Origin of the sequence: Treponema sp. HNW (genome assembly GCF_050320395.1) — a bacterium.
Classification (GTDB): domain Bacteria; phylum Spirochaetota; class Spirochaetia; order Treponematales; family Treponemataceae; genus Treponema_C.
Genome location: NZ_CP144459.1, coordinates 2117933 through 2134229, shown reverse-complemented (window position 1 = coordinate 2134229; position 16297 = coordinate 2117933). Strand labels below are relative to the sequence as shown.

The 16297-nt window shown below is 47.2% G+C and carries 30 protein-coding genes; all 30 read left to right on the top strand.

Annotated features, from left to right (window positions below; translation table 11 throughout):
• Window positions 1-127: 127 nt before the first annotated feature.
• The 30 genes from tuf (at window position 128) to V1L52_RS09710 (ending at window position 16175) form a co-directional block, all read left to right on the top strand.
• Window positions 128-1315, top strand: a complete 1188-nt coding sequence (gene tuf / locus V1L52_RS09855; protein WP_428769214.1) for an elongation factor Tu — start codon at window positions 128-130, stop codon at window positions 1313-1315.
• Window positions 1316-1375: 60 nt separating this feature from the next.
• Window positions 1376-1684, top strand: a complete 309-nt coding sequence (gene rpsJ, locus V1L52_RS09850) for a 30S ribosomal protein S10 (RefSeq protein WP_428769212.1) — start codon at window positions 1376-1378, stop codon at window positions 1682-1684.
• Window positions 1685-1773: 89 nt separating this feature from the next.
• Entirely contained in the window at window positions 1774-2400 is a 627-nt protein-coding gene (gene rplC / locus V1L52_RS09845) for a 50S ribosomal protein L3 (protein ID WP_428769210.1), read from the top strand.
• Between the two features lie 14 nt (window positions 2401-2414).
• Entirely contained in the window at window positions 2415-3047 is a 633-nt protein-coding gene (gene rplD / locus V1L52_RS09840) for a 50S ribosomal protein L4 (RefSeq protein WP_428769208.1), read from the top strand.
• A complete protein-coding gene (locus V1L52_RS09835) occupies window positions 3047-3331 on the top strand; it encodes a 50S ribosomal protein L23 (RefSeq protein WP_428769206.1) in 285 nt (94 codons plus the stop codon). The genes rplD and V1L52_RS09835 overlap by 1 nt, the downstream gene beginning before the upstream one ends.
• Before the next feature lie 29 nt (window positions 3332-3360).
• Complete coding sequence (rplB, locus tag V1L52_RS09830) at window positions 3361-4185, top strand: 50S ribosomal protein L2 (RefSeq protein ID WP_428769204.1); 825 nt, start codon at window positions 3361-3363, stop codon at window positions 4183-4185.
• Window positions 4186-4199: 14 nt separating this feature from the next.
• On the top strand, window positions 4200-4478 hold the full coding sequence (rpsS, locus tag V1L52_RS09825) for a 30S ribosomal protein S19 (protein ID WP_428769202.1): 279 nt from the start codon (window positions 4200-4202) through the stop codon (window positions 4476-4478).
• A 13-nt stretch (window positions 4479-4491) separates the two neighbouring features.
• On the top strand, window positions 4492-4848 hold the full coding sequence (gene rplV, locus V1L52_RS09820; RefSeq protein ID WP_428769200.1) for a 50S ribosomal protein L22: 357 nt from the start codon (window positions 4492-4494) through the stop codon (window positions 4846-4848).
• 1 nt (window position 4849) lies between these two features.
• The gene (gene rpsC, locus V1L52_RS09815; RefSeq protein ID WP_428769198.1) at window positions 4850-5641 is read left to right on the top strand and encodes a 30S ribosomal protein S3; all 792 of its coding nucleotides are present in this window, start codon (window positions 4850-4852) and stop codon (window positions 5639-5641) included.
• Window positions 5642-5643: 2 nt separating this feature from the next.
• Complete coding sequence (gene rplP / locus V1L52_RS09810; protein WP_428769196.1) at window positions 5644-6063, top strand: 50S ribosomal protein L16; 420 nt, start codon at window positions 5644-5646, stop codon at window positions 6061-6063.
• A 10-nt stretch (window positions 6064-6073) separates the two neighbouring features.
• Window positions 6074-6274 carry a 50S ribosomal protein L29 gene (rpmC, locus tag V1L52_RS09805; RefSeq protein ID WP_428769194.1) on the top strand — a complete coding sequence of 67 codons (201 nt, stop codon included), beginning with the start codon at window positions 6074-6076 and terminating at the stop codon, window positions 6272-6274.
• Between the two features lie 10 nt (window positions 6275-6284).
• Window positions 6285-6557 carry a 30S ribosomal protein S17 gene (gene rpsQ, locus V1L52_RS09800; RefSeq protein WP_428769192.1) on the top strand — a complete coding sequence of 91 codons (273 nt, stop codon included), beginning with the start codon at window positions 6285-6287 and terminating at the stop codon, window positions 6555-6557.
• A gap of 15 nt (window positions 6558-6572) precedes the next feature.
• Window positions 6573-6941: a 50S ribosomal protein L14 gene (gene rplN, locus V1L52_RS09795; RefSeq protein WP_428769190.1), complete on the top strand. Its 369-nt coding sequence runs from the start codon at window positions 6573-6575 to the stop codon at window positions 6939-6941.
• Between the two features lie 22 nt (window positions 6942-6963).
• Window positions 6964-7278 carry a 50S ribosomal protein L24 gene (gene rplX, locus V1L52_RS09790; RefSeq protein WP_428769188.1) on the top strand — a complete coding sequence of 105 codons (315 nt, stop codon included), beginning with the start codon at window positions 6964-6966 and terminating at the stop codon, window positions 7276-7278.
• On the top strand, window positions 7278-7829 hold the full coding sequence (rplE, locus tag V1L52_RS09785; protein WP_428769186.1) for a 50S ribosomal protein L5: 552 nt from the start codon (window positions 7278-7280) through the stop codon (window positions 7827-7829). The genes rplX and rplE overlap by 1 nt, the downstream gene beginning before the upstream one ends.
• A gap of 7 nt (window positions 7830-7836) precedes the next feature.
• On the top strand, window positions 7837-8022 hold the full coding sequence (locus tag V1L52_RS09780) for a type Z 30S ribosomal protein S14 (protein WP_428769184.1): 186 nt from the start codon (window positions 7837-7839) through the stop codon (window positions 8020-8022).
• 16 nt (window positions 8023-8038) lie between these two features.
• Window positions 8039-8437: a 30S ribosomal protein S8 gene (rpsH, locus tag V1L52_RS09775; RefSeq protein ID WP_428769182.1), complete on the top strand. Its 399-nt coding sequence runs from the start codon at window positions 8039-8041 to the stop codon at window positions 8435-8437.
• A 13-nt stretch (window positions 8438-8450) separates the two neighbouring features.
• Entirely contained in the window at window positions 8451-8990 is a 540-nt protein-coding gene (gene rplF / locus V1L52_RS09770; protein ID WP_428769180.1) for a 50S ribosomal protein L6, read from the top strand.
• An 11-nt stretch (window positions 8991-9001) separates the two neighbouring features.
• On the top strand, window positions 9002-9364 hold the full coding sequence (rplR, locus tag V1L52_RS09765) for a 50S ribosomal protein L18 (RefSeq protein ID WP_428769178.1): 363 nt from the start codon (window positions 9002-9004) through the stop codon (window positions 9362-9364).
• A gap of 8 nt (window positions 9365-9372) precedes the next feature.
• Complete coding sequence (rpsE, locus tag V1L52_RS09760; RefSeq protein ID WP_428769176.1) at window positions 9373-9885, top strand: 30S ribosomal protein S5; 513 nt, start codon at window positions 9373-9375, stop codon at window positions 9883-9885.
• Between the two features lie 3 nt (window positions 9886-9888).
• Window positions 9889-10080 carry a 50S ribosomal protein L30 gene (gene rpmD, locus V1L52_RS09755; protein WP_428769174.1) on the top strand — a complete coding sequence of 64 codons (192 nt, stop codon included), beginning with the start codon at window positions 9889-9891 and terminating at the stop codon, window positions 10078-10080.
• Window positions 10080-10532, top strand: coding sequence for a 50S ribosomal protein L15 (rplO, locus tag V1L52_RS09750; protein ID WP_428769172.1), 453 nt, complete (start codon window positions 10080-10082; stop codon window positions 10530-10532). The genes rpmD and rplO overlap by 1 nt, the downstream gene beginning before the upstream one ends.
• A gap of 14 nt (window positions 10533-10546) precedes the next feature.
• Entirely contained in the window at window positions 10547-11869 is a 1323-nt protein-coding gene (gene secY, locus V1L52_RS09745) for a preprotein translocase subunit SecY (RefSeq protein ID WP_428769170.1), read from the top strand.
• Window positions 11870-11943: 74 nt separating this feature from the next.
• Complete coding sequence (gene rpmJ, locus V1L52_RS09740) at window positions 11944-12057, top strand: 50S ribosomal protein L36 (protein WP_428769168.1); 114 nt, start codon at window positions 11944-11946, stop codon at window positions 12055-12057.
• Window positions 12058-12074: 17 nt separating this feature from the next.
• A complete protein-coding gene (gene rpsM, locus V1L52_RS09735; protein WP_428769166.1) occupies window positions 12075-12440 on the top strand; it encodes a 30S ribosomal protein S13 in 366 nt (121 codons plus the stop codon).
• A 16-nt stretch (window positions 12441-12456) separates the two neighbouring features.
• Window positions 12457-12837 carry a 30S ribosomal protein S11 gene (rpsK, locus tag V1L52_RS09730; RefSeq protein ID WP_428769164.1) on the top strand — a complete coding sequence of 127 codons (381 nt, stop codon included), beginning with the start codon at window positions 12457-12459 and terminating at the stop codon, window positions 12835-12837.
• Window positions 12838-13017: 180 nt separating this feature from the next.
• Window positions 13018-14073 (top strand): DNA-directed RNA polymerase subunit alpha, encoded by a 1056-nt coding sequence (locus V1L52_RS09725; protein ID WP_428769162.1) that lies wholly within the window; start codon window positions 13018-13020, stop codon window positions 14071-14073.
• Complete coding sequence (rplQ, locus tag V1L52_RS09720; RefSeq protein ID WP_428769160.1) at window positions 14063-14611, top strand: 50S ribosomal protein L17; 549 nt, start codon at window positions 14063-14065, stop codon at window positions 14609-14611. Before V1L52_RS09725 ends, rplQ begins: the two co-directional genes overlap by 11 nt.
• 48 nt (window positions 14612-14659) lie before the next feature.
• Window positions 14660-14842, top strand: coding sequence for a hypothetical protein (locus V1L52_RS09715; protein WP_428769158.1), 183 nt, complete (start codon window positions 14660-14662; stop codon window positions 14840-14842).
• Window positions 14843-15023: 181 nt separating this feature from the next.
• The gene (locus tag V1L52_RS09710) at window positions 15024-16175 is read left to right on the top strand and encodes an ABC transporter substrate-binding protein (protein ID WP_428769156.1); all 1152 of its coding nucleotides are present in this window, start codon (window positions 15024-15026) and stop codon (window positions 16173-16175) included.
• Window positions 16176-16297: the final 122 nt, after the last annotated feature.

Below are 16297 nucleotides of genomic sequence, written 5' to 3'. Positions count from 1 at the left end.
AACTTTTCGTTTTTTTTAGGCCTTTCTCCGTCTTGCCGTTTTCTACTCAAATCGTGTATTTAATGTGTGTATATTTTATACAGCACAATATTTTTTTTCATGCCTTTAATCTGGTAAGGAGGATCGAATGGCAAAGGAAAAGTTCTCACGAACAAAACCGCACATGAACGTAGGTACCATCGGTCACGTTGACCACGGTAAAACCACCTTGTCTGCGGCGATTACAATGTATTGCGCCAAGAAATTCGGCGACAAGCAGCTCAAGTATGATGAAATCGATAATGCTCCGGAAGAAAAAGCCCGCGGTATTACTATTAATACGCGCCACTTGGAGTATCAGTCCGACAAGCGTCACTATGCTCACATCGACTGTCCCGGCCACGCCGACTATGTTAAAAACATGATTACCGGTGCCGCCCAGATGGACGGAGCGGTTTTGGTTGTTTCGGCTCCCGACTCGGTTATGCCCCAAACCCGCGAGCACATCCTGCTTGCCCGCCAGGTAGGTGTTCCCAAGATTATCGTCTTCCTTAATAAGGTTGACCTTCTTGACGATCCCGATCTTATGGAATTGGTTGAAGAAGAAGTACGCGATGTTCTCGAATCCTACGGCTTCCCCCGCGAAACCCCGATTGTAAAGGGTTCCGCATTTAAAGCCTTGCAGGAAGGCGCTTCCGCCGAGGATACCGCTCCCGTTCAGGAACTTTTGGATCAGATGGACTCCTATTTCGACGATCCTGTCCGTGACGAACAGCTTCCCTTCCTTATGCCGATTGAAGACGTATTTACGATTTCCGGACGCGGTACCGTTGTTACCGGACGTATTGAACGCGGTATCATCAATATGAACGAAGAAGTTGAAATCCTCGGTATCCGCCCCACTCAGAAAACCGTTATTACCGGTATTGAAATGTTCAATAAATTATTGGATCAGGGTGTTGCCGGAGATAACGTCGGTCTTCTTCTTCGCGGTATCGATAAAAAGGCTGTTGAACGCGGTCAGGTTCTTGCCAAGCCCGGTACAATCAAGCCTCATACCAAATTCGAAGCTCAGATTTACGTTCTTTCCAAAGAAGAAGGCGGACGCCACAGTCCCTTCTTCTCGGGTTATCGTCCTCAGTTCTATTTCAGAACGACCGATATTACCGGAACCGTTACTTTGCCCGACGGCGTAGACATGGTTAAGCCCGGTGACAATACGAAAATTGTCGGTGAACTTATTCATCCCATCGCTATGGATAAGGGTCTTAAGTTGGCTATCCGTGAAGGCGGACGCACCATTGCTTCCGGTCAGGTAACAGAGGTTCTCGGCTAAGAGATATTGAATGCGGCGGCTCGGTAATTGCCGGCCGCCGTGCATTTTCCCGGAGGAAAAATGGCTACTGAGAAGATCCGTGTCAGGCTTCGCGCTTTCGACGTGGAATTGATTGATCAAAGTGCAAAGTCTATCGTTCAGACTGTGCAAAAGGCGGGTGCCAAGGTTTCAGGACCTATTCCCCTGCCTACCAAAATACAAAAGGTAACGGTACTGCGTTCGCCGCACGTAAACAAAAAATCGCGCGAGCAGTTTGAAATGCGTACCCATAAGCGCCTTATAGATATTATCGAGCCTTCGGCGGACGTTATGGATTCGCTTATGAAGCTTGAATTGCCTGCGGGCGTTGATGTTGAAATAAAACAATAACCGTGCGTCCCTTACGAGCGGGCGTGTCGGTATAAACCGGTAACGGTCCCCCGGATCAGGGGATGGCGGCCGGATAGAGGAGTATCAGAATGAAAGGTCTGATTGCAAAAAAAACGGGCATGACTCAGGTGTTTGATGAAAACGGCGACCTTACACCGGTAACCGTGATCCGCGTCGAACCCAATACGGTTGTCGCTCTTAAAACAAAGGAAAAGTTCGGCTATGACGCCGTAGTCCTCGGTTTGGATGATTTAAAACCCGCTAAGGTTTCAAAGCCTTATGCCGGTTCTTTTCCTGAAAATGTAACGCCGAAGCGGAATGTAAAAGAGTTCCGCGATTTTGAAGCCGAAGTGGCTGTCGGTGATACGGTCGGTATTGAACTTTTTGACGGTGTCCGCTATGTGGACGTAACCGCCGTTTCCAAGGGTAAGGGTACTCAGGGTGTTGTAAAGCGCTGGGGTTTCGGCGGAGGCCGCGCCTCTCACGGTTCCAAATTTCACCGCGAGCCCGGTTCTACGGGACAGTGTACTTCTCCCGGTCGTTCTTTTAAAAACGTAAAAATGCCCGGCCGCATGGGACGGGAGCGTGTAACGGTTCAAAATCTGCGCGTAATAAAAGTGGATCCGGAGCTCGGAGTCGTAATGGTTTGCGGTTCGGTACCCGGAGTTAAAGATTGTACGCTGATCATTAAGTCTGCGGTCAAAAAAGAATTTTAACAGTGAGGAAGACAATGGAAAAGAAAGTCTATTCTGTTGACGGTAAAGAACTGCGGACAATTCAATTGGATGATGCGGTGTTCGGTCTTCCGGTAAATGAAGATGTAATTTATTACGCCGTTACAAATGAGTTGGCGAATAAGCGCGTCGGAACCGCCTGTACAAAAGACCGTTCCGAAGTTCACGGCAGTAATGCAAAGCCGTATAAGCAAAAAGGAACCGGCCGTGCACGCAGGGGTGATAAAAAATCTCCTCTTTTACGCGGCGGCGGTGTTATCTTCGGGCCCAAGCCTCGGGATTTCAGCTATACGATTCCGAAAAAGGTAAAGCGTTTGGCTATGAAATCGATTTTAAGCTTAAAGGCTCAAGAAGATGTGCTTACGATTATCGAAGATTTTACGGTTGAAAGCGGAAAAACAAAGGATTTTGCTTCTATTTTGAAAAACTTTTCAAATAACGAGCGCACCGTCCTTGTGTTAAAGGATGACGATCCCAAAATCAAGCAGGCCGGACGCAATATCCCGACCCTGTCCTTTTTGTCGTACAACCGTTTGCGTGCGCATGACCTCTTTTACGGAAAAAAGGTTTTAATGCTTGAAAGTGCGGCAAAGAATTTGTCCGAGTTTTACAAAGAGGAGGCTGAATAATGATCTATGAAGATGTAATTATTGCGCCTATATCGTCGGAAAAAGCGACCGAGCTGCGCGAGCAGGGCAAGTATGTTTTTAAAGTACATCCTGCGGCAACGAAGTTTGAAATAAAAGAAGCGGTGCGCCGGCTTTTTAACGTAAAGGTTGTCGCCTGTACTACGATGAATGTGTTTGGAAAGATGAGACGGGTGCGTTACCGCCCCGGCAGAACTTCCAGTTGGAAAAAAGCTATCGTCAAGCTGGCGCCTGGCGAGGTTATCAAGGTCTTTGAAGGCGTATAAGCCTTCGGCCGTATAAAAGGGGATCCTAGATGGCTCTTAAATTATATAAGCCGATAACTGCGGGAAGCCGCGGACGGGTAGACCTGCGAAAGGATGAATTAACCGCACACAAGCCTGAAAAAAGCTTGACAAAGGGTATTTCGTCCCGCGGAGGCCGCGGTGCCGGAGGCCGTATTGCGGTTCGGCATCAGGGCGGCGGTCATAAACGCAGGTATAGGGATATAGACTTCAAGCGTGATAAACACGGAATTCCGGGAACGGTACGGACAATCGAATACGATCCGAACCGCAGTGCCAATATAGCTTTGATTTTTTATGCCGACGGCGAAAAACGCTATATTATCGCTCCTCAAGGGCTGGCTGTCGGGCAAAAAATCGTGTCCGGCGAAAGTGCCGCTCCTACGGTCGGCAATGCGCTTCCTTTGGAAGCGATTCCGGTCGGATTTACCGTTCATAACATTGAATTAACGCTCGGAAAGGGCGGCCAATTGGCACGTTCTGCCGGTACAAGCGCCCTGGTTGCGGCAAAAGAAGGCGATTACGTATCGCTTCGCCTGCCCTCCAGCGAAGTGCGCCGCGTTCATAAAAAATGCTACGCGACAATCGGTGTTGTCGGAAACGAAGATCGTATGAACACTCAGCTCGGTAAGGCCGGACGCAGCCGATGGCTCGGTATCCGTCCCGCTGTTCGGGGTATGGCGATGAACCCTGTGGACCACCCGCTCGGAGGCGGTGAAGGTGCCGGTAAGGGACGTAATCCCGTTACTCCCTGGGGACAGCCCTGCCGTGGATATAAAACCCGCAAAAAGCGGAAAGTGTCTAACAATTTCATTGTTACACGCCGGAAGAAGTAGCAGAGGAGTATATCGTGTCGCGATCTGTTAAAAAAGGACCTTTTATTGAAAAGAGCCTTTATAAAAAGGTTATCGAAATGAATAAGGCTGCGGACAGAAAGATGATTAAAACCTATTCTCGCTGTTCGACTATTATTCCCGAAATGGTAGGCAATACGATTTCGGTGTACAACGGCAAGTCCTGGGTGCCCGTGTATATTACGGAAAACCTTGTCGGTCATAAGCTGGGCGAGTTTTCTCCGACCCGGATTTTCCGCGGACATGCCGGTTCCGACAAAAAGTCCGGTAAATAGGTAGGTGGTTGCAATGGTTGAAACAAACGGATACAAAGCCGTAACAAAGTTCCTGATAGCTTCTCCTACAAAGGTTCGCCCTGTAGCGAATGTTATTAAACGGAAGTCCTGTTCGGAAGCTGCGGCTATTCTTGCGAATATGCCCCAAAAAGGTGCAAAGTTAATCGGCGGAACCTTAAAATCCGCTGTGGCAAACGCCCTTTTTGCAAACAAAAAACTTGATGAAGATATGCTTTACGTTAAGGAAATTCGTATCGACGAAGGTCCCCGTTTGAAAAGAGTGTGGTTCCGCGGCAAGGGCCGTGCGGATATGCTCTTAAAGCGTATGTGTCATATTACCGTTATCGTAGCGGAAAAGGCGGGGGAGTAAGATGGGACAAAAAGTAAACCCTATCGGACTGCGTCTCGGGGTAAATAAAACATGGCAGTCCCGCTGGTATGCGGATCCCCGCGAGTACGCGGATTTGGTTCTTGAAGATTTGAAGATTCGGAAAATGATTCAGGATTTGCCCGAATGTAAAAATGCCGATATCGCCGATATCGAAATCGTGCGCCATCCTCAGCGTGTTACCATCGTAATACACACGGCGCGCCCCGGCGTTATTATCGGTATTAAGGGTGCGAATATCGAAAAAATCGGTGCCGAAATCCAAAAGCATTTGACGAAAAAGATTCAAATCAAAATTAAAGAAATTAAGCGTGCCGAAATAAATGCCGCTCTTATAGCACAAAATGTGGCGCGCCAATTGGTAAACCGCGGTTCGTTCCGCAAAGCCTTAAAGCAGGCTTGTTCGAGTGCGATGAAAACCGGTGCCCAGGGTATTAAAATCCGCATCAGCGGCCGCTTGGGCGGTTCGGAAATGTCGCGTACCGAAGAGCATAAGGACGGACGCGTTCCGCTTCATACCCTTCGTGCCGATATCGATTACGGTTTTGCCGAGGCTCTTACAACCTTCGGTAAAATCGGTGTAAAGGTATGGGTCTACAACGGCATGATGTACGGCCGTGAGCAAAACGAAGATGCGGGCCAGTTGTTGAAAAAACGCCGCGAGCGCGCCGAGCGTTCGGATAATACCGGAAAAAAAGCGGGTCCCAAGGGCAAGCATTCCGCCAAATCGGATGAAAAAGACGATACGGATTCCGCTGCGGCAGAAAGGAGTTAAGTATGGCGTTGAGTCCTAAAAGAGTTTTGCACCGAAAAGTGCAGCGCGGAAGAATAAAGGGCAACGCTACGAGGGGATGTAATCTCGACTTCGGAGAGATCGCCCTTGTTGCGCTCGAGCCTATTTGGCTTTCCGCAAAACATATAGAAGCCGCCCGTGTCGCGTTAAACCGTAAAATAAACCGCGGCGGTCAGGTGTGGATCCGGGTGTTTCCGGATAAGCCCGTTTCAAAAAAACCGGCCGATACCCGTATGGGTAAGGGTAAGGGTGCTCCCGAATTTTGGGCGGCGGTCATTAAACCCGGTCAAATTATTTTTGAAATCGGCGGAGTCGACCTTAATTTGGCGGAGCAGGCAATCAAGCTTGCCGGAAGCAAACTTCCGATAAAGACAAAGGTTGCATTCCGCAACGTGGTGGAGTAAGAGGTGAGTTATGGCAAAAAAAGATAAAGAACTGTCTTATTCCGAGCTTATCGTAAAGCGCGATGAGCTTAAAAGGAAATATATGGATTTCCGGTTCCAAATGGCAATCGGTCATGTTGATAATCCGATGCAAAAGCGTACGATGCGCCGCGAAATTGCGACGATGAATACGCTGATCCGGCAAAAAGAACTTGCCGGTTTAAATAAGTAGGAGTTGACCCGTGGAAGAACAAGCAGTGCAAAAAAAGAAGTCCAAGCGTTCTTTTGTCGGAATCGTAACGAGCGATAAGATGGATAAAACCATTGTCGTGTCGGTTTCCACAAAAAAACTGCACAGACTTTATAAAAAGTACGTAACGCGCGTCAAAAAATGCAAGGCACACGATGAAAGCAACAGTGCCCACATCGGTGACCGTGTCCGTATTGTTGAATGCAGGCCCTTAAGCCGCGAAAAATGCTGGCGGCTTGCCGAAATTATTGAACAGGCCAAATAAGGAAGGAGCGGAAAAATGATTCAGATGCAGACAAATTTGAACGTAGCCGATAACTCCGGAGCAAAGGTTGTTCAGTGTATTAAGGTTATCGGCGGCTCGAAGCGCAGATATGCAAGTATCGGCGATGTTATCGTTGTAGCGGTAAAGGATGCAATTCCCACTTCTACAATTAAAAAGGGATCGGTTGAAAAGGCCGTTATAGTCCGTATTGCCAAAGAATACCGCCGTTCGGACGGAACCTATATCCGTTTTGACGACAACGCATGCGTTATTATCGACGCGGCGAACAACCCCAAGGGTAAGCGTGTATTCGGTCCGGTAGCGCGCGAGCTTCGTGATATGGACTATATGAGAATCGTATCGTTAGCCCCGGAAGTTCTGTAACGGGTCTTGAGGAGAAAAGAGTATGCAAAAAAAATTCAAGATTCGTAAAGAAGATCAGGTGGAAATCATTGCCGGAAAAGACAAGGGAAAGCGCGGAAATGTTGTCCGTGTAATCCGCGATAAAGACCGGGTTATTGTAGCCGGCTGTAATATCGTAAAAAAGGCAATGAAAAAACGCAGCCAGCAGGATAGAGGCGGTATTGCCGAAATCGAAGCTCCGCTGCATATTTCAAATGTAGCGATCGTATGTAAAAAATGCGGTCCTACCAAAATCGGATATAAAATCGACGGCGATAAAAAAACGCGTGTTTGCCGTAAATGTGGAGATACCCTGTAATGAGCAATTACATACCCCGGCTTAAGAAAGTCTATAAGGACAAAATCGCCCCCGAGCTCTTTAAGGAACTCGGTTATACGTCCGTTATGCAAATCCCTTCAATCAAAAAGATTGTGGTCAGCATGGGCGTAGGCGAAGCTCTCACAAATAAGAAACTCCTTGACGCCGCAGTGACCGATATCACGCTTATAACCGGTCAGCAAGCTGTGAAAACAAAGGCTAAAAAGAGTATCGCAAACTTCAAACTCCGTGAGGGCAACGAAGTAGGTGTAATGGTTACGTTAAGAGGCGCTCATATGTATGAGTTTTTAGACCGCCTTATCAACGTTGCATTACCCCGTGTTAAGGACTTCCGCGGCATCAATCCGAACGGATTCGACGGCCACGGAAATTATTCTCTCGGTATTACGGAACAAATCATTTTCCCCGAAATTGACTTCGATAAAATCGAACGTGTTTCCGGTTTGAATGTGAATATCGTAACGAGCGCCCGCACCGACAGCGATGCCCGCGCCCTGCTTACCAAGTTCGGAATGCCCTTTAGGAAGTGAGGAGTTCATGGCAAAGAAGTCAATGATTATTAAGGCTGCCCGCAAACCGAAGTACAGCACCAGATTGGTACACCGGTGTCAAATATGCGGACGCCCCCGCGGATATTTACGGAAATACAAGATGTGCCGTTTGTGTTTCCGCAAGTTAGCCAGTGAAGGCCTGTTACCGGGCGTTACAAAATCCAGCTGGTAGAAGGTAGGAGTATAGTATGAGTGTTTCAGACCCCATTGCGGATATGCTTACCAAAGTTCGAAATGCCGTCAGAGCACGTCACGAAAAAGTCGATGTGCCTACGTCCAAGTTAAAACTGGAGATTGTAAAAATCCTGAAAACGGAAGGCTATATAAAGAACTTTAAAAAGATTGCTCAGGATAATATGAATATCATCCGTATTTTCCTGAAATATGATGATGAAAATATGCCCGTTATCCACGACTTGCAAAAGGTTTCGACCCCCGGCCGCCGTGTGTATTCGGGATATAAAGATTTGCCCCGTGTATACAACGGGTACGGAACGGTTATCGTGTCGACATCCGCAGGTGTTACGACGGGTAAAAAGGCTGCCGAAAAAATGATCGGCGGCGAATTGATTTGTACCGTCTGGTAAGGAGTGAGGAAGTATGTCAAGAATAGGAAAACTTCCCGTTGCCATTCCGGCGGGAGTAAAAGTAACGGCCGATGCAAACCTGATTACCGTTGAAGGCCCTAAGGGAAAATTAACCCAGGATTATTGCGATTCGGTAAAAATCGAAGTCGAGGACGGTCATGCCGTGGTAACCCGTGTTGACGACAGCAAAAATGCCCGTGCGGCTCACGGTTTATACCGCAGTTTGATTCGCAATATGGTGCAGGGCGTAACCGACGGTTTTACAAAAACCCTGGTTATAAACGGTGTCGGTTTCCGTGCCGAGGTGCAGGGAAAACTTCTTGTGATGAATCTGGGGTATTCAACGGATTTTATCGCGGCGATTCCCGACGGTTTAACGGTTACGGCCGACGGTCAGGGAAAAATCAATATCACCGGTATAGATAAACAGCAGGTAGGCGAATTTGCGGCTCAAATCCGCCGCTTACGCAAACCCGAACCCTATAAGGGCAAGGGCGTGCGCTACGATACCGAAGTTATTAAACGCAAAGTCGGTAAGGCCGGCGTAAAATAAGGGTGTTTGCTATGATTAAGAAATTAAATGATAAAAATCGAAAACGCTTAAAGAGAAAGATTCATATCCGGAAACACCTTCGCGGTACGGCCGAACGTCCCCGCATGACCGTTACGAGAAGCAACTGCAATTTATATGTGCAGGCGATTAACGATGATGAAGGAAAAACGCTGGCCTGTGTTTCCACCTTGGAAAAGGATTTTTCGTCGCTTAAACCCAACATTAAGGGTGCTGAAGTTATCGGAGAGGCAATGGGTAAACGCCTTGCCGAAAAGAAAATCACGACGGTTGTTTTTGACCGCAACGGCTACCTCTATCACGGTGTAGTCAAAGCTATTGCCGACGGCGCACGTAAAGCCGGAATCGTATTCTAGGAGAAGCTATGGAACACCAGAGAAATCACGACAGAGAACAGCAAAAAGAATTTATCGAAAAATTGGTCAAACTGAACCGTACCGCTAAGGTAGTAAAGGGCGGACGCCGCTTTTCCTTTTCCGCTTTAACGGTTGTGGGAGATCAAAAAGGCCGCGTAGGCTACGGTTTCGGTAAGGCAAACGACGTTACCGAAGCGATTAAAAAGAGTATAGATAAGGCTAAACGCAGTTTGGTAACCGTACCCTTAAGACACGGTACGCTTCCCCACGAAATTCAGGCCGCTTATAAGGGCTCTTCGGTCCTTTTAATGCCGGCCTGTTCGGGAACCGGTATTATAGCCGGCGGCCCGGTGCGTGCCATTATGGAAGCTGCCGGTGCTACCGACGTTATGTCCAAGTCACTCGGCTCCAACACTTCGATTAACGTGGTTCGGGCGACTTTTAAAGCGGTAGAAAGCCTTTTGGATGCCCGCGTTGTTGCAAAAAACAGAGGCAAGCATTTAAAGGATATGTGGGGTTAAACGATGGCCGGATCAAAAAAAATTAAAATAACGCTTGTAAAAAGCACTATCGGACAAAAACCCGCAAAGCGGGCGACTGTCCGTTGTCTGGGATTAAAGAAAATTAACTCCTTTGTGGAACAGGAAGCGAATCCGGCTGTATTAGGCATGGTTGCCTCCGTTTCGCATTTGGTAAAAGTCGAGGAGATACACTGATGTCAGGTTTGGTTCTTACCGCGCCGGCAGGCGCAAACAAAAAAAAGCGTATCGTAGGGCGCGGTTCGTCCTCGGGACGCGGAACAACATCCGGTAAGGGAAACAAGGGACAGCAGGCTCGTTCCGGCGGAAAAACTTATATCGGCTTTGAAGGCGGTCAGATGCCTTTGTATCGCCGTATCGCACGCCGCGGTTTTTCCAACTATCCCTACCGCAAAGAATATGCAACGGTAAACCTTGTCAATATTGCGGCCAAATTTGCGGACGGTGAAACCGTAAACCGCGAAACGCTGATTGAAAAGGGTTTGCTTAAAAAATCGGCGCTTTTGGTGAAGATTCTCGGAAACGGCGATCTCGATAAAAAGCTTACGGTAAGTGCGGACAAGGTTTCCGCAGGTGCTAAAGAAAAAATCGAAAAGGCCGGCGGTACCGTTACCGTATCCGGCGAATAATCCGGTGGTGAGCTATGGCGAATAATCCGATTGTAAATATATTTCGGGTAAAAGAGCTGCGCGAACGCGTACTCTTTACCGTCATTATTCTTGCCGTTTTCCGGCTCGGCAGTGTGTTGACCGTGCCGGGAATAAGCCCCCACGCGTTGACCGCTTATTTTTCTTCGTTGACAAAGGGTAACGCCTTTGTCGATTATATGGACTTTTTTGCCGGCGGCGCCTTCTCCAACTTTTCGGTTTTTATGCTCGGTGTTATGCCTTATATTTCTACCCAGATTATTATGCAGTTGGCATTGATTATTTTTCCGAGCTTAAAGCGCATTGCGCAGGAAGACGGCGGCCAAAAAAAGGTTCAATCGTGGACACGTATCGGTACGGTATTTGTCTGTATGATACAGTCCACCGCCCTTACGGCTTATGCCTATTACGTACCGGGTGCGGTTGTTATTTCAAATCCGATCTTATTCCGTTTACTTTTTATTCTGACGGTTACGACGGGTACGATGATAACGATTTGGCTCGGCGAGCAGATAACCGCGCGCGGTATCGGTAACGGTATTTCAATGATTATTTTCGCCGGTATTGTCGCCCGTCTTCCCTCGGCCGTTTACGAGCTGGGAAAACTCATAAATACACAGGGCAGTCAAATGCTCGTTAAAAGCGTAGTCGTTTTGGTAATGTTTGTCGGAATTATCGCCTTTGTTGTCTATGAACAGCAGGGACAGCGCAAGATTCCGGTACACTATGCAAAACGGGTTATCGGCCGCAAAATGTACGGCGGACAAAGCACGTATATTCCCTTTAAAATCAATCCTTCGGGAGTTATACCGATTATCTTTGCATCGTCGTTTTTAACCTTCCCTCTGCAGATTGCTACCAGCTTGGGACCCAATGTCCGCTGGCTGAACAGGGTTGCGGCTTGGCTTACCCCCAGCGGTTTATTGTATAACGGTTTATTGGTATTATTGATTATATTCTTTGCATATTTTTATACACAGGTAACTTTAAACCCCACCGAAATAGCAAAGAACATTCGGGAAAACGGCGGCTCGATTCCCGGTATCAGAACCGATAAAACGGAAGAGTATATGCAAAAGGTATTGAACAGGCTTGTGCTGCCCGGTTCTTTGTACCTTGCCGTTATTGCGGTTTTGCCGACCGTTATTCAAAATGCATTCGGTTTTCCCCAAAGCATTTCAATGCTCATGGGCGGAACCTCGCTGTTGATTTTAGTCGGTGTCGATTTGGATACGATGAGCCAAATTGAAGCATTGCTTAAAATGCACCACCACGACGGTTTGGTAAAAAAAGGAAAGCTGCGTTCACGCAACCTGTAGAGGCCGCAGTGTGCAGTTGATTAAACCTGTTCGGAAACTTCCGTTTCGGAACAGGTTGATTTTAGGAGTATACTATGAAAGTACGAACAAGTGTAAAGCCTATTTGCGACAAGTGTAAGGTAATCAAAAGAGCCGGTATTGTCCGGATCATTTGTTCCAACCCCAAGCATAAACAGCGTCAGGGCTGAGCTTAAGGAGTAATTGAATGGCTCGAATTGCGGGAGTTGACCTCCCTAACAAGCATGTCAATATCGCATTGACCTATATTTACGGAATCGGACGTTCTTCTGCGGCGGAAATTTGCGAAAAAACCAAAATCGATCCCACCCGCAAAATGAACGATCTTTCTCAGGACGAAGTTGCCGTTTTGCGCGCCCTTATCGACGGTGAATACAAGGTTGAAGGACGCCTTCGTTCGGAAATCGGTTTGAACATAAAGCGCCTTATGGATATCGGCTGCTACAGAGGCTTGCGTCACAGAAAGGGCTTGCCTGTCCGCGGACAGCGCACCCGCACAAATGCACGAACCCGCAAAGGTAAGAAAAAGACCGTTGCCGGTAAGAAGAAATAAGGTGGAGGCAAGATAGATGGCTACCGTAAAAAAACGGAAAGAAAAAAAGACGGTATATGAAGGTAACGTATATATTCAGGCTACGTTTAACAATACAATCATTACGATTACCGATTTAAAAGGAAACGCTCTTTCATGGGCATCTTCCGGCGGTTTGGGATTTAGAGGTGCAAAAAAATCGACCCCCTTTGCCGCCCAATCCGTAGCCGAAACGGCCGTGCAAAAGGCTGTGGGTTACGGTTTGCGTGAAGTCCATGTATTTGTAAAGGGTCCCGGTGTAGGAAGAGAATCCGCTGTCCGCTCTTTGGGAGCTTTGGGCTTAAAAGTAAAATCCATCAGCGATGTAACTCCCATTCCCCATAACGGATGCCGCCCGCGCAAAACCCGCCGCATGTAATTGCTTCGGAGTTTTGCATGTCGGGAAACCGCAGCGTTTTTTTGTAAAGCTTTTGAAAAACGTTCGGTTTGCTATTACTGTCGATGCGGTAAAGAAGATTTACCCGCACCGTGCCGATAGACGGGCTGTCTGCATAGGCGGTCCGTAATCGAGCTTTAATCGAAATAACAAGGAGTTTCGATGGCCCGTAAAAATCTCTTGCATGGATTTAAAACACCGAAAGGGATTAATTTTGAACCTCTCGATACGAATTCGAATTACGGTAAGTTTACCGCATATCCTTTTGAGCCCGGATTCGGCACTACGGTCGGTAATACCCTGCGCAGGGTATTGTTGTCCAGTATTCAAGGATATGCCATAACATCGGTTCGTATCACTTCTTATGATGCCGACGGTGTACCCCATGTTATTTCCAGCGAATTCGAAAGCATCCCCAATGTTGTTGAAGATGCGTTGGAAGTATTGAATAATATGAAGCAAATACGCTTAAAGCTTGACGGCGATACCGAACAGGAAACCTTTTTGTTCGAGTTCAAAGGCGCGGCCGATATAACCGCCGAGATGTTTTCGCGCGGTTCTCAGCTTGAAGTTTTATCCAAGGATATGCATATTTTTACCACAATGGAAAATGCACACCTTGAATTTGAAGTTCAGGTTGATTTGGGACGCGGCTACATACCCGCCGAAGAAAACGAGCGCTATATAGAAGTAGTGGGAACCATTCCGATGGACGCAATCTTTACCCCCGTTTCAAAGGTAAAGTATTCCATTGAACCCTGCCGCGTCGGTCAGCGCAACGATTACGACAAGCTTATTATGGAAATTTGGACGGACGGAAGTATTGCACCCGTTGATGCCCTTGCCGAAGCCGCTAAAATTGCAAAAGATCATTTTTCGATTTTTATCAATTTTAACGACAGCGAAATCGGCCGCAGGGATGAAATCGATGAGGGCGATGAGCGGATTAAGCAGCTTTTGAACACGCCTGTTGAAGAATTGGAATTGTCCGTGCGTTCGTCGAATTGTCTTAAAAATGCAAATATTCACACAATCGGTGAATTAACGAAAAAAACGGAAGATGATATTGCCAAAACCCGTAATTTCGGCAAAAAAAGTCTGTCTGAAATAAAAGATAAACTCCTTGAATGGAATCTTAACCTCGGCATGACGGATTACAGTCATCTGAAAAATGCGGTAAATTTAACAAAGAAAAAGGAAGAATCAGATGAATCATAAAAACGGTTTTAATCCCCTTTCGCGCACCTCGGCTCACCGCCGTGCAATGTCGCGGAATATGGTAACCTCCTTATTCAGATACGAGCGCATTACTACGACAAAGGCTAAGGCCTCCGAAGTGCGCCGGGCTGCGGAAAAATTGATTACGCGGGGCAAGGTTGATTCGGTTCATAACCGCCGTCAAGCCGCCCGCTTTATTGCCGACGAGGCGATTTTGGCCAAGCTTTTTACCGATATCGGTCCGCGCATGAAAGAGCGCAAGGGCGGTTATACGCGTATGTTAAAGCTCGGTTTTCGTCAGGGTGATGCGGCCGATTTGGTTATTTTGGAATTGGTAGATTATAAACTCGATACCTCTTCCAAAGAAGCCAAAAAAGAAGAAAAGGCTAAAAAAGCCGCGCCCAAGACAAAAGAAAAAGCCGGTGCCGATAAAAAGGTAAAAGCCGAAAAGGGTAAAAAAGCCGAAAGCGAAGGCAAACCCAAGGCGGCAAAAAAAGCGGCTGAAAAAAGCGCCGATACCGAAAAGGCTTCGGAGTAATTGATTTAATCCGGCCGCATAAGCGGTTCGGATTCCATAGGAGGATCTATGTCAAAATCACATCGCGGAAAAGGTATTCGCAATTTGGTTAATCACGGACGCGGAACCTGCGGCCGCTGTAAAAAGGAAAATATAAAAGTTTTATACGAACATGAAATTGAAGGTCAAAAAACGACCGTATGCAAATTCTGCAACGCAGCCATTAAAAACGGAAAGGCTGCCGCCGTATAAGATTTGAACGAAGGGTGTCCGAAGGCAAAGCCTGAGCGGCACCCTCTTTTATTTTAAAACCGTCCCGCCTTACGCTCTTTTACGGGGATAATTAAGTCAGACTGAAAAAACTTTAATAAAACTATAGACATGCTTTTTTATTATCTGTATAATAAATTTTATAGTAAAACGGAGGTTTTCCATGAAAAAAAACGCAGGTGCCGCTCTTTTTATATGCGGTTGTTTTGCAGTCGTTTCGGTGTTTTTTGCCGGCTGTGCTAAAAAAGAATCCGATACCTTTACGATCGGCGGTATTTATCCCCTTTCCGGTCCGGTTGCCGTATACGGTACCGAAGCCCGCAACGGTGTGGAATTGGCTATAGCCGAAATCAATGCTGCAGGCGGTATTGCCGGAAAACAGGTTGTGCTTATCGGCGAAGACGATGAGGGCAATCCCGAAAAAACGGTAAACGTCTATAAAAAATTGACGACAAAAGACGGTGTAAAAGTTATTATCGGCTCTCTTACATCCGGTGCGACTGCCGCAATCACTTCCTTGGCCCAGGCCCAAAGGGTGCTTTTAGTTGCTCCCGCCGCAACGATGACCAGCATAACCGACGCCGGCGACTATGTATTCCGTGCCTGTTTTATCGACCCCTTTCAGGGAACGGTAGGCGGTAAATTTACTGCCGAATATTTAGGTAAAAAACGCGCTGCCGTTTTATACGATATTGCAAACGATTATTCTGTCGGTTTATATGATAATTTCAAAATCGCCTTTGAAAAAGCCGGCGGTACGATTGTCGCCTCCGAATCCTACAGTACCGGAGATAAAAACTTCAGCGCTCAGCTTACCAAAATCAAAAATGCAAAACCCGATGTTGTATATTTGCCCGACTACTACGGTGTTGTCGCTTTGATTGCAAAGCAATTGCGCGACCAGGGAATCGATACGGAGATTGTCGGCGGCGACGGCTGGGGCGGTCTTATCGGTAATGCGGGAGACGAGGTGTTAAAAGGTTTTTATTCCGACCACTATGCCTCGGATTCTTCCGATCCGCGTGTAAAGCGTTTTGTAGATGCGTATACCAAACAATACGGTTCCACCCCCGTTTCTTTTGCCGCCCTTGCTTACGACTGCGTATATCTTTTAAAGGATGCGGTTGAAAAGGCCGGAACTACATCGGATACGGCAGCTATCCGCGATGCCCTCGCAAAAACAAACGGCAGCTATGTAACGGGTAACTTAACCTTTGATGCAAACCGCAACCCGATAAAATCGGCCGTTATGATGGAATTGGTCAAAAAAGACGGAAAGTTAACTGCCGTATATAAGGCGACCGTTAATCCCTAAGTTTCGGTATTAAGCCGGTTTTTCACAAGCGGTTGTCTTTTACGGCGGCCGCTTGTGTCGTTTTATGCGCGGTATCCCGAAACGGACTATTTACGCGTAATCTTTTTTTATATATAATGGGA

Bases quoted from the DNA above. Each gene is read 5' to 3' on its own strand.
- rpsC (WP_428769198.1), top strand. From the start codon at position 4,850: ATGGGACAAAAAGTAAACCCTATCGGACTGCGTCTCGGGGTAAATAAA.
- rplC (WP_428769210.1), top strand. From the start codon at position 1,774: ATGAAAGGTCTGATTGCAAAAAAAACGGGCATGACTCAGGTGTTTGAT.
- rplV (WP_428769200.1), top strand. From the start codon at position 4,492: ATGGTTGAAACAAACGGATACAAAGCCGTAACAAAGTTCCTGATAGCT.
- rpsJ (WP_428769212.1), top strand. From the start codon at position 1,376: ATGGCTACTGAGAAGATCCGTGTCAGGCTTCGCGCTTTCGACGTGGAA.
- V1L52_RS09780 (WP_428769184.1), top strand. From the start codon at position 7,837: ATGGCAAAGAAGTCAATGATTATTAAGGCTGCCCGCAAACCGAAGTAC.
- rplP (WP_428769196.1), top strand. From the start codon at position 5,644: ATGGCGTTGAGTCCTAAAAGAGTTTTGCACCGAAAAGTGCAGCGCGGA.
- V1L52_RS09725 (WP_428769162.1), top strand. From the start codon at position 13,018: ATGGCCCGTAAAAATCTCTTGCATGGATTTAAAACACCGAAAGGGATT.
- rplX (WP_428769188.1), top strand. From the start codon at position 6,964: ATGCAAAAAAAATTCAAGATTCGTAAAGAAGATCAGGTGGAAATCATT.
- rpsK (WP_428769164.1), top strand. From the start codon at position 12,457: ATGGCTACCGTAAAAAAACGGAAAGAAAAAAAGACGGTATATGAAGGT.
- V1L52_RS09710 (WP_428769156.1), top strand. From the start codon at position 15,024: ATGAAAAAAAACGCAGGTGCCGCTCTTTTTATATGCGGTTGTTTTGCA.
- rplN (WP_428769190.1), top strand. From the start codon at position 6,573: ATGATTCAGATGCAGACAAATTTGAACGTAGCCGATAACTCCGGAGCA.
- rplR (WP_428769178.1), top strand. From the start codon at position 9,002: ATGATTAAGAAATTAAATGATAAAAATCGAAAACGCTTAAAGAGAAAG.
- rplD (WP_428769208.1), top strand. From the start codon at position 2,415: ATGGAAAAGAAAGTCTATTCTGTTGACGGTAAAGAACTGCGGACAATT.
- rpsE (WP_428769176.1), top strand. From the start codon at position 9,373: ATGGAACACCAGAGAAATCACGACAGAGAACAGCAAAAAGAATTTATC.
- V1L52_RS09715 (WP_428769158.1), top strand. From the start codon at position 14,660: ATGTCAAAATCACATCGCGGAAAAGGTATTCGCAATTTGGTTAATCAC.
- rplO (WP_428769172.1), top strand. From the start codon at position 10,080: ATGTCAGGTTTGGTTCTTACCGCGCCGGCAGGCGCAAACAAAAAAAAG.
- rpsM (WP_428769166.1), top strand. From the start codon at position 12,075: ATGGCTCGAATTGCGGGAGTTGACCTCCCTAACAAGCATGTCAATATC.
- rpmD (WP_428769174.1), top strand. From the start codon at position 9,889: ATGGCCGGATCAAAAAAAATTAAAATAACGCTTGTAAAAAGCACTATC.
- V1L52_RS09835 (WP_428769206.1), top strand. From the start codon at position 3,047: ATGATCTATGAAGATGTAATTATTGCGCCTATATCGTCGGAAAAAGCG.
- rpmJ (WP_428769168.1), top strand. From the start codon at position 11,944: ATGAAAGTACGAACAAGTGTAAAGCCTATTTGCGACAAGTGTAAGGTA.
- secY (WP_428769170.1), top strand. From the start codon at position 10,547: ATGGCGAATAATCCGATTGTAAATATATTTCGGGTAAAAGAGCTGCGC.
- rplE (WP_428769186.1), top strand. From the start codon at position 7,278: ATGAGCAATTACATACCCCGGCTTAAGAAAGTCTATAAGGACAAAATC.
- tuf (WP_428769214.1), top strand. From the start codon at position 128: ATGGCAAAGGAAAAGTTCTCACGAACAAAACCGCACATGAACGTAGGT.
- rpsH (WP_428769182.1), top strand. From the start codon at position 8,039: ATGAGTGTTTCAGACCCCATTGCGGATATGCTTACCAAAGTTCGAAAT.
- rplB (WP_428769204.1), top strand. From the start codon at position 3,361: ATGGCTCTTAAATTATATAAGCCGATAACTGCGGGAAGCCGCGGACGG.
- rplF (WP_428769180.1), top strand. From the start codon at position 8,451: ATGTCAAGAATAGGAAAACTTCCCGTTGCCATTCCGGCGGGAGTAAAA.
- rpmC (WP_428769194.1), top strand. From the start codon at position 6,074: ATGGCAAAAAAAGATAAAGAACTGTCTTATTCCGAGCTTATCGTAAAG.
- rplQ (WP_428769160.1), top strand. From the start codon at position 14,063: ATGAATCATAAAAACGGTTTTAATCCCCTTTCGCGCACCTCGGCTCAC.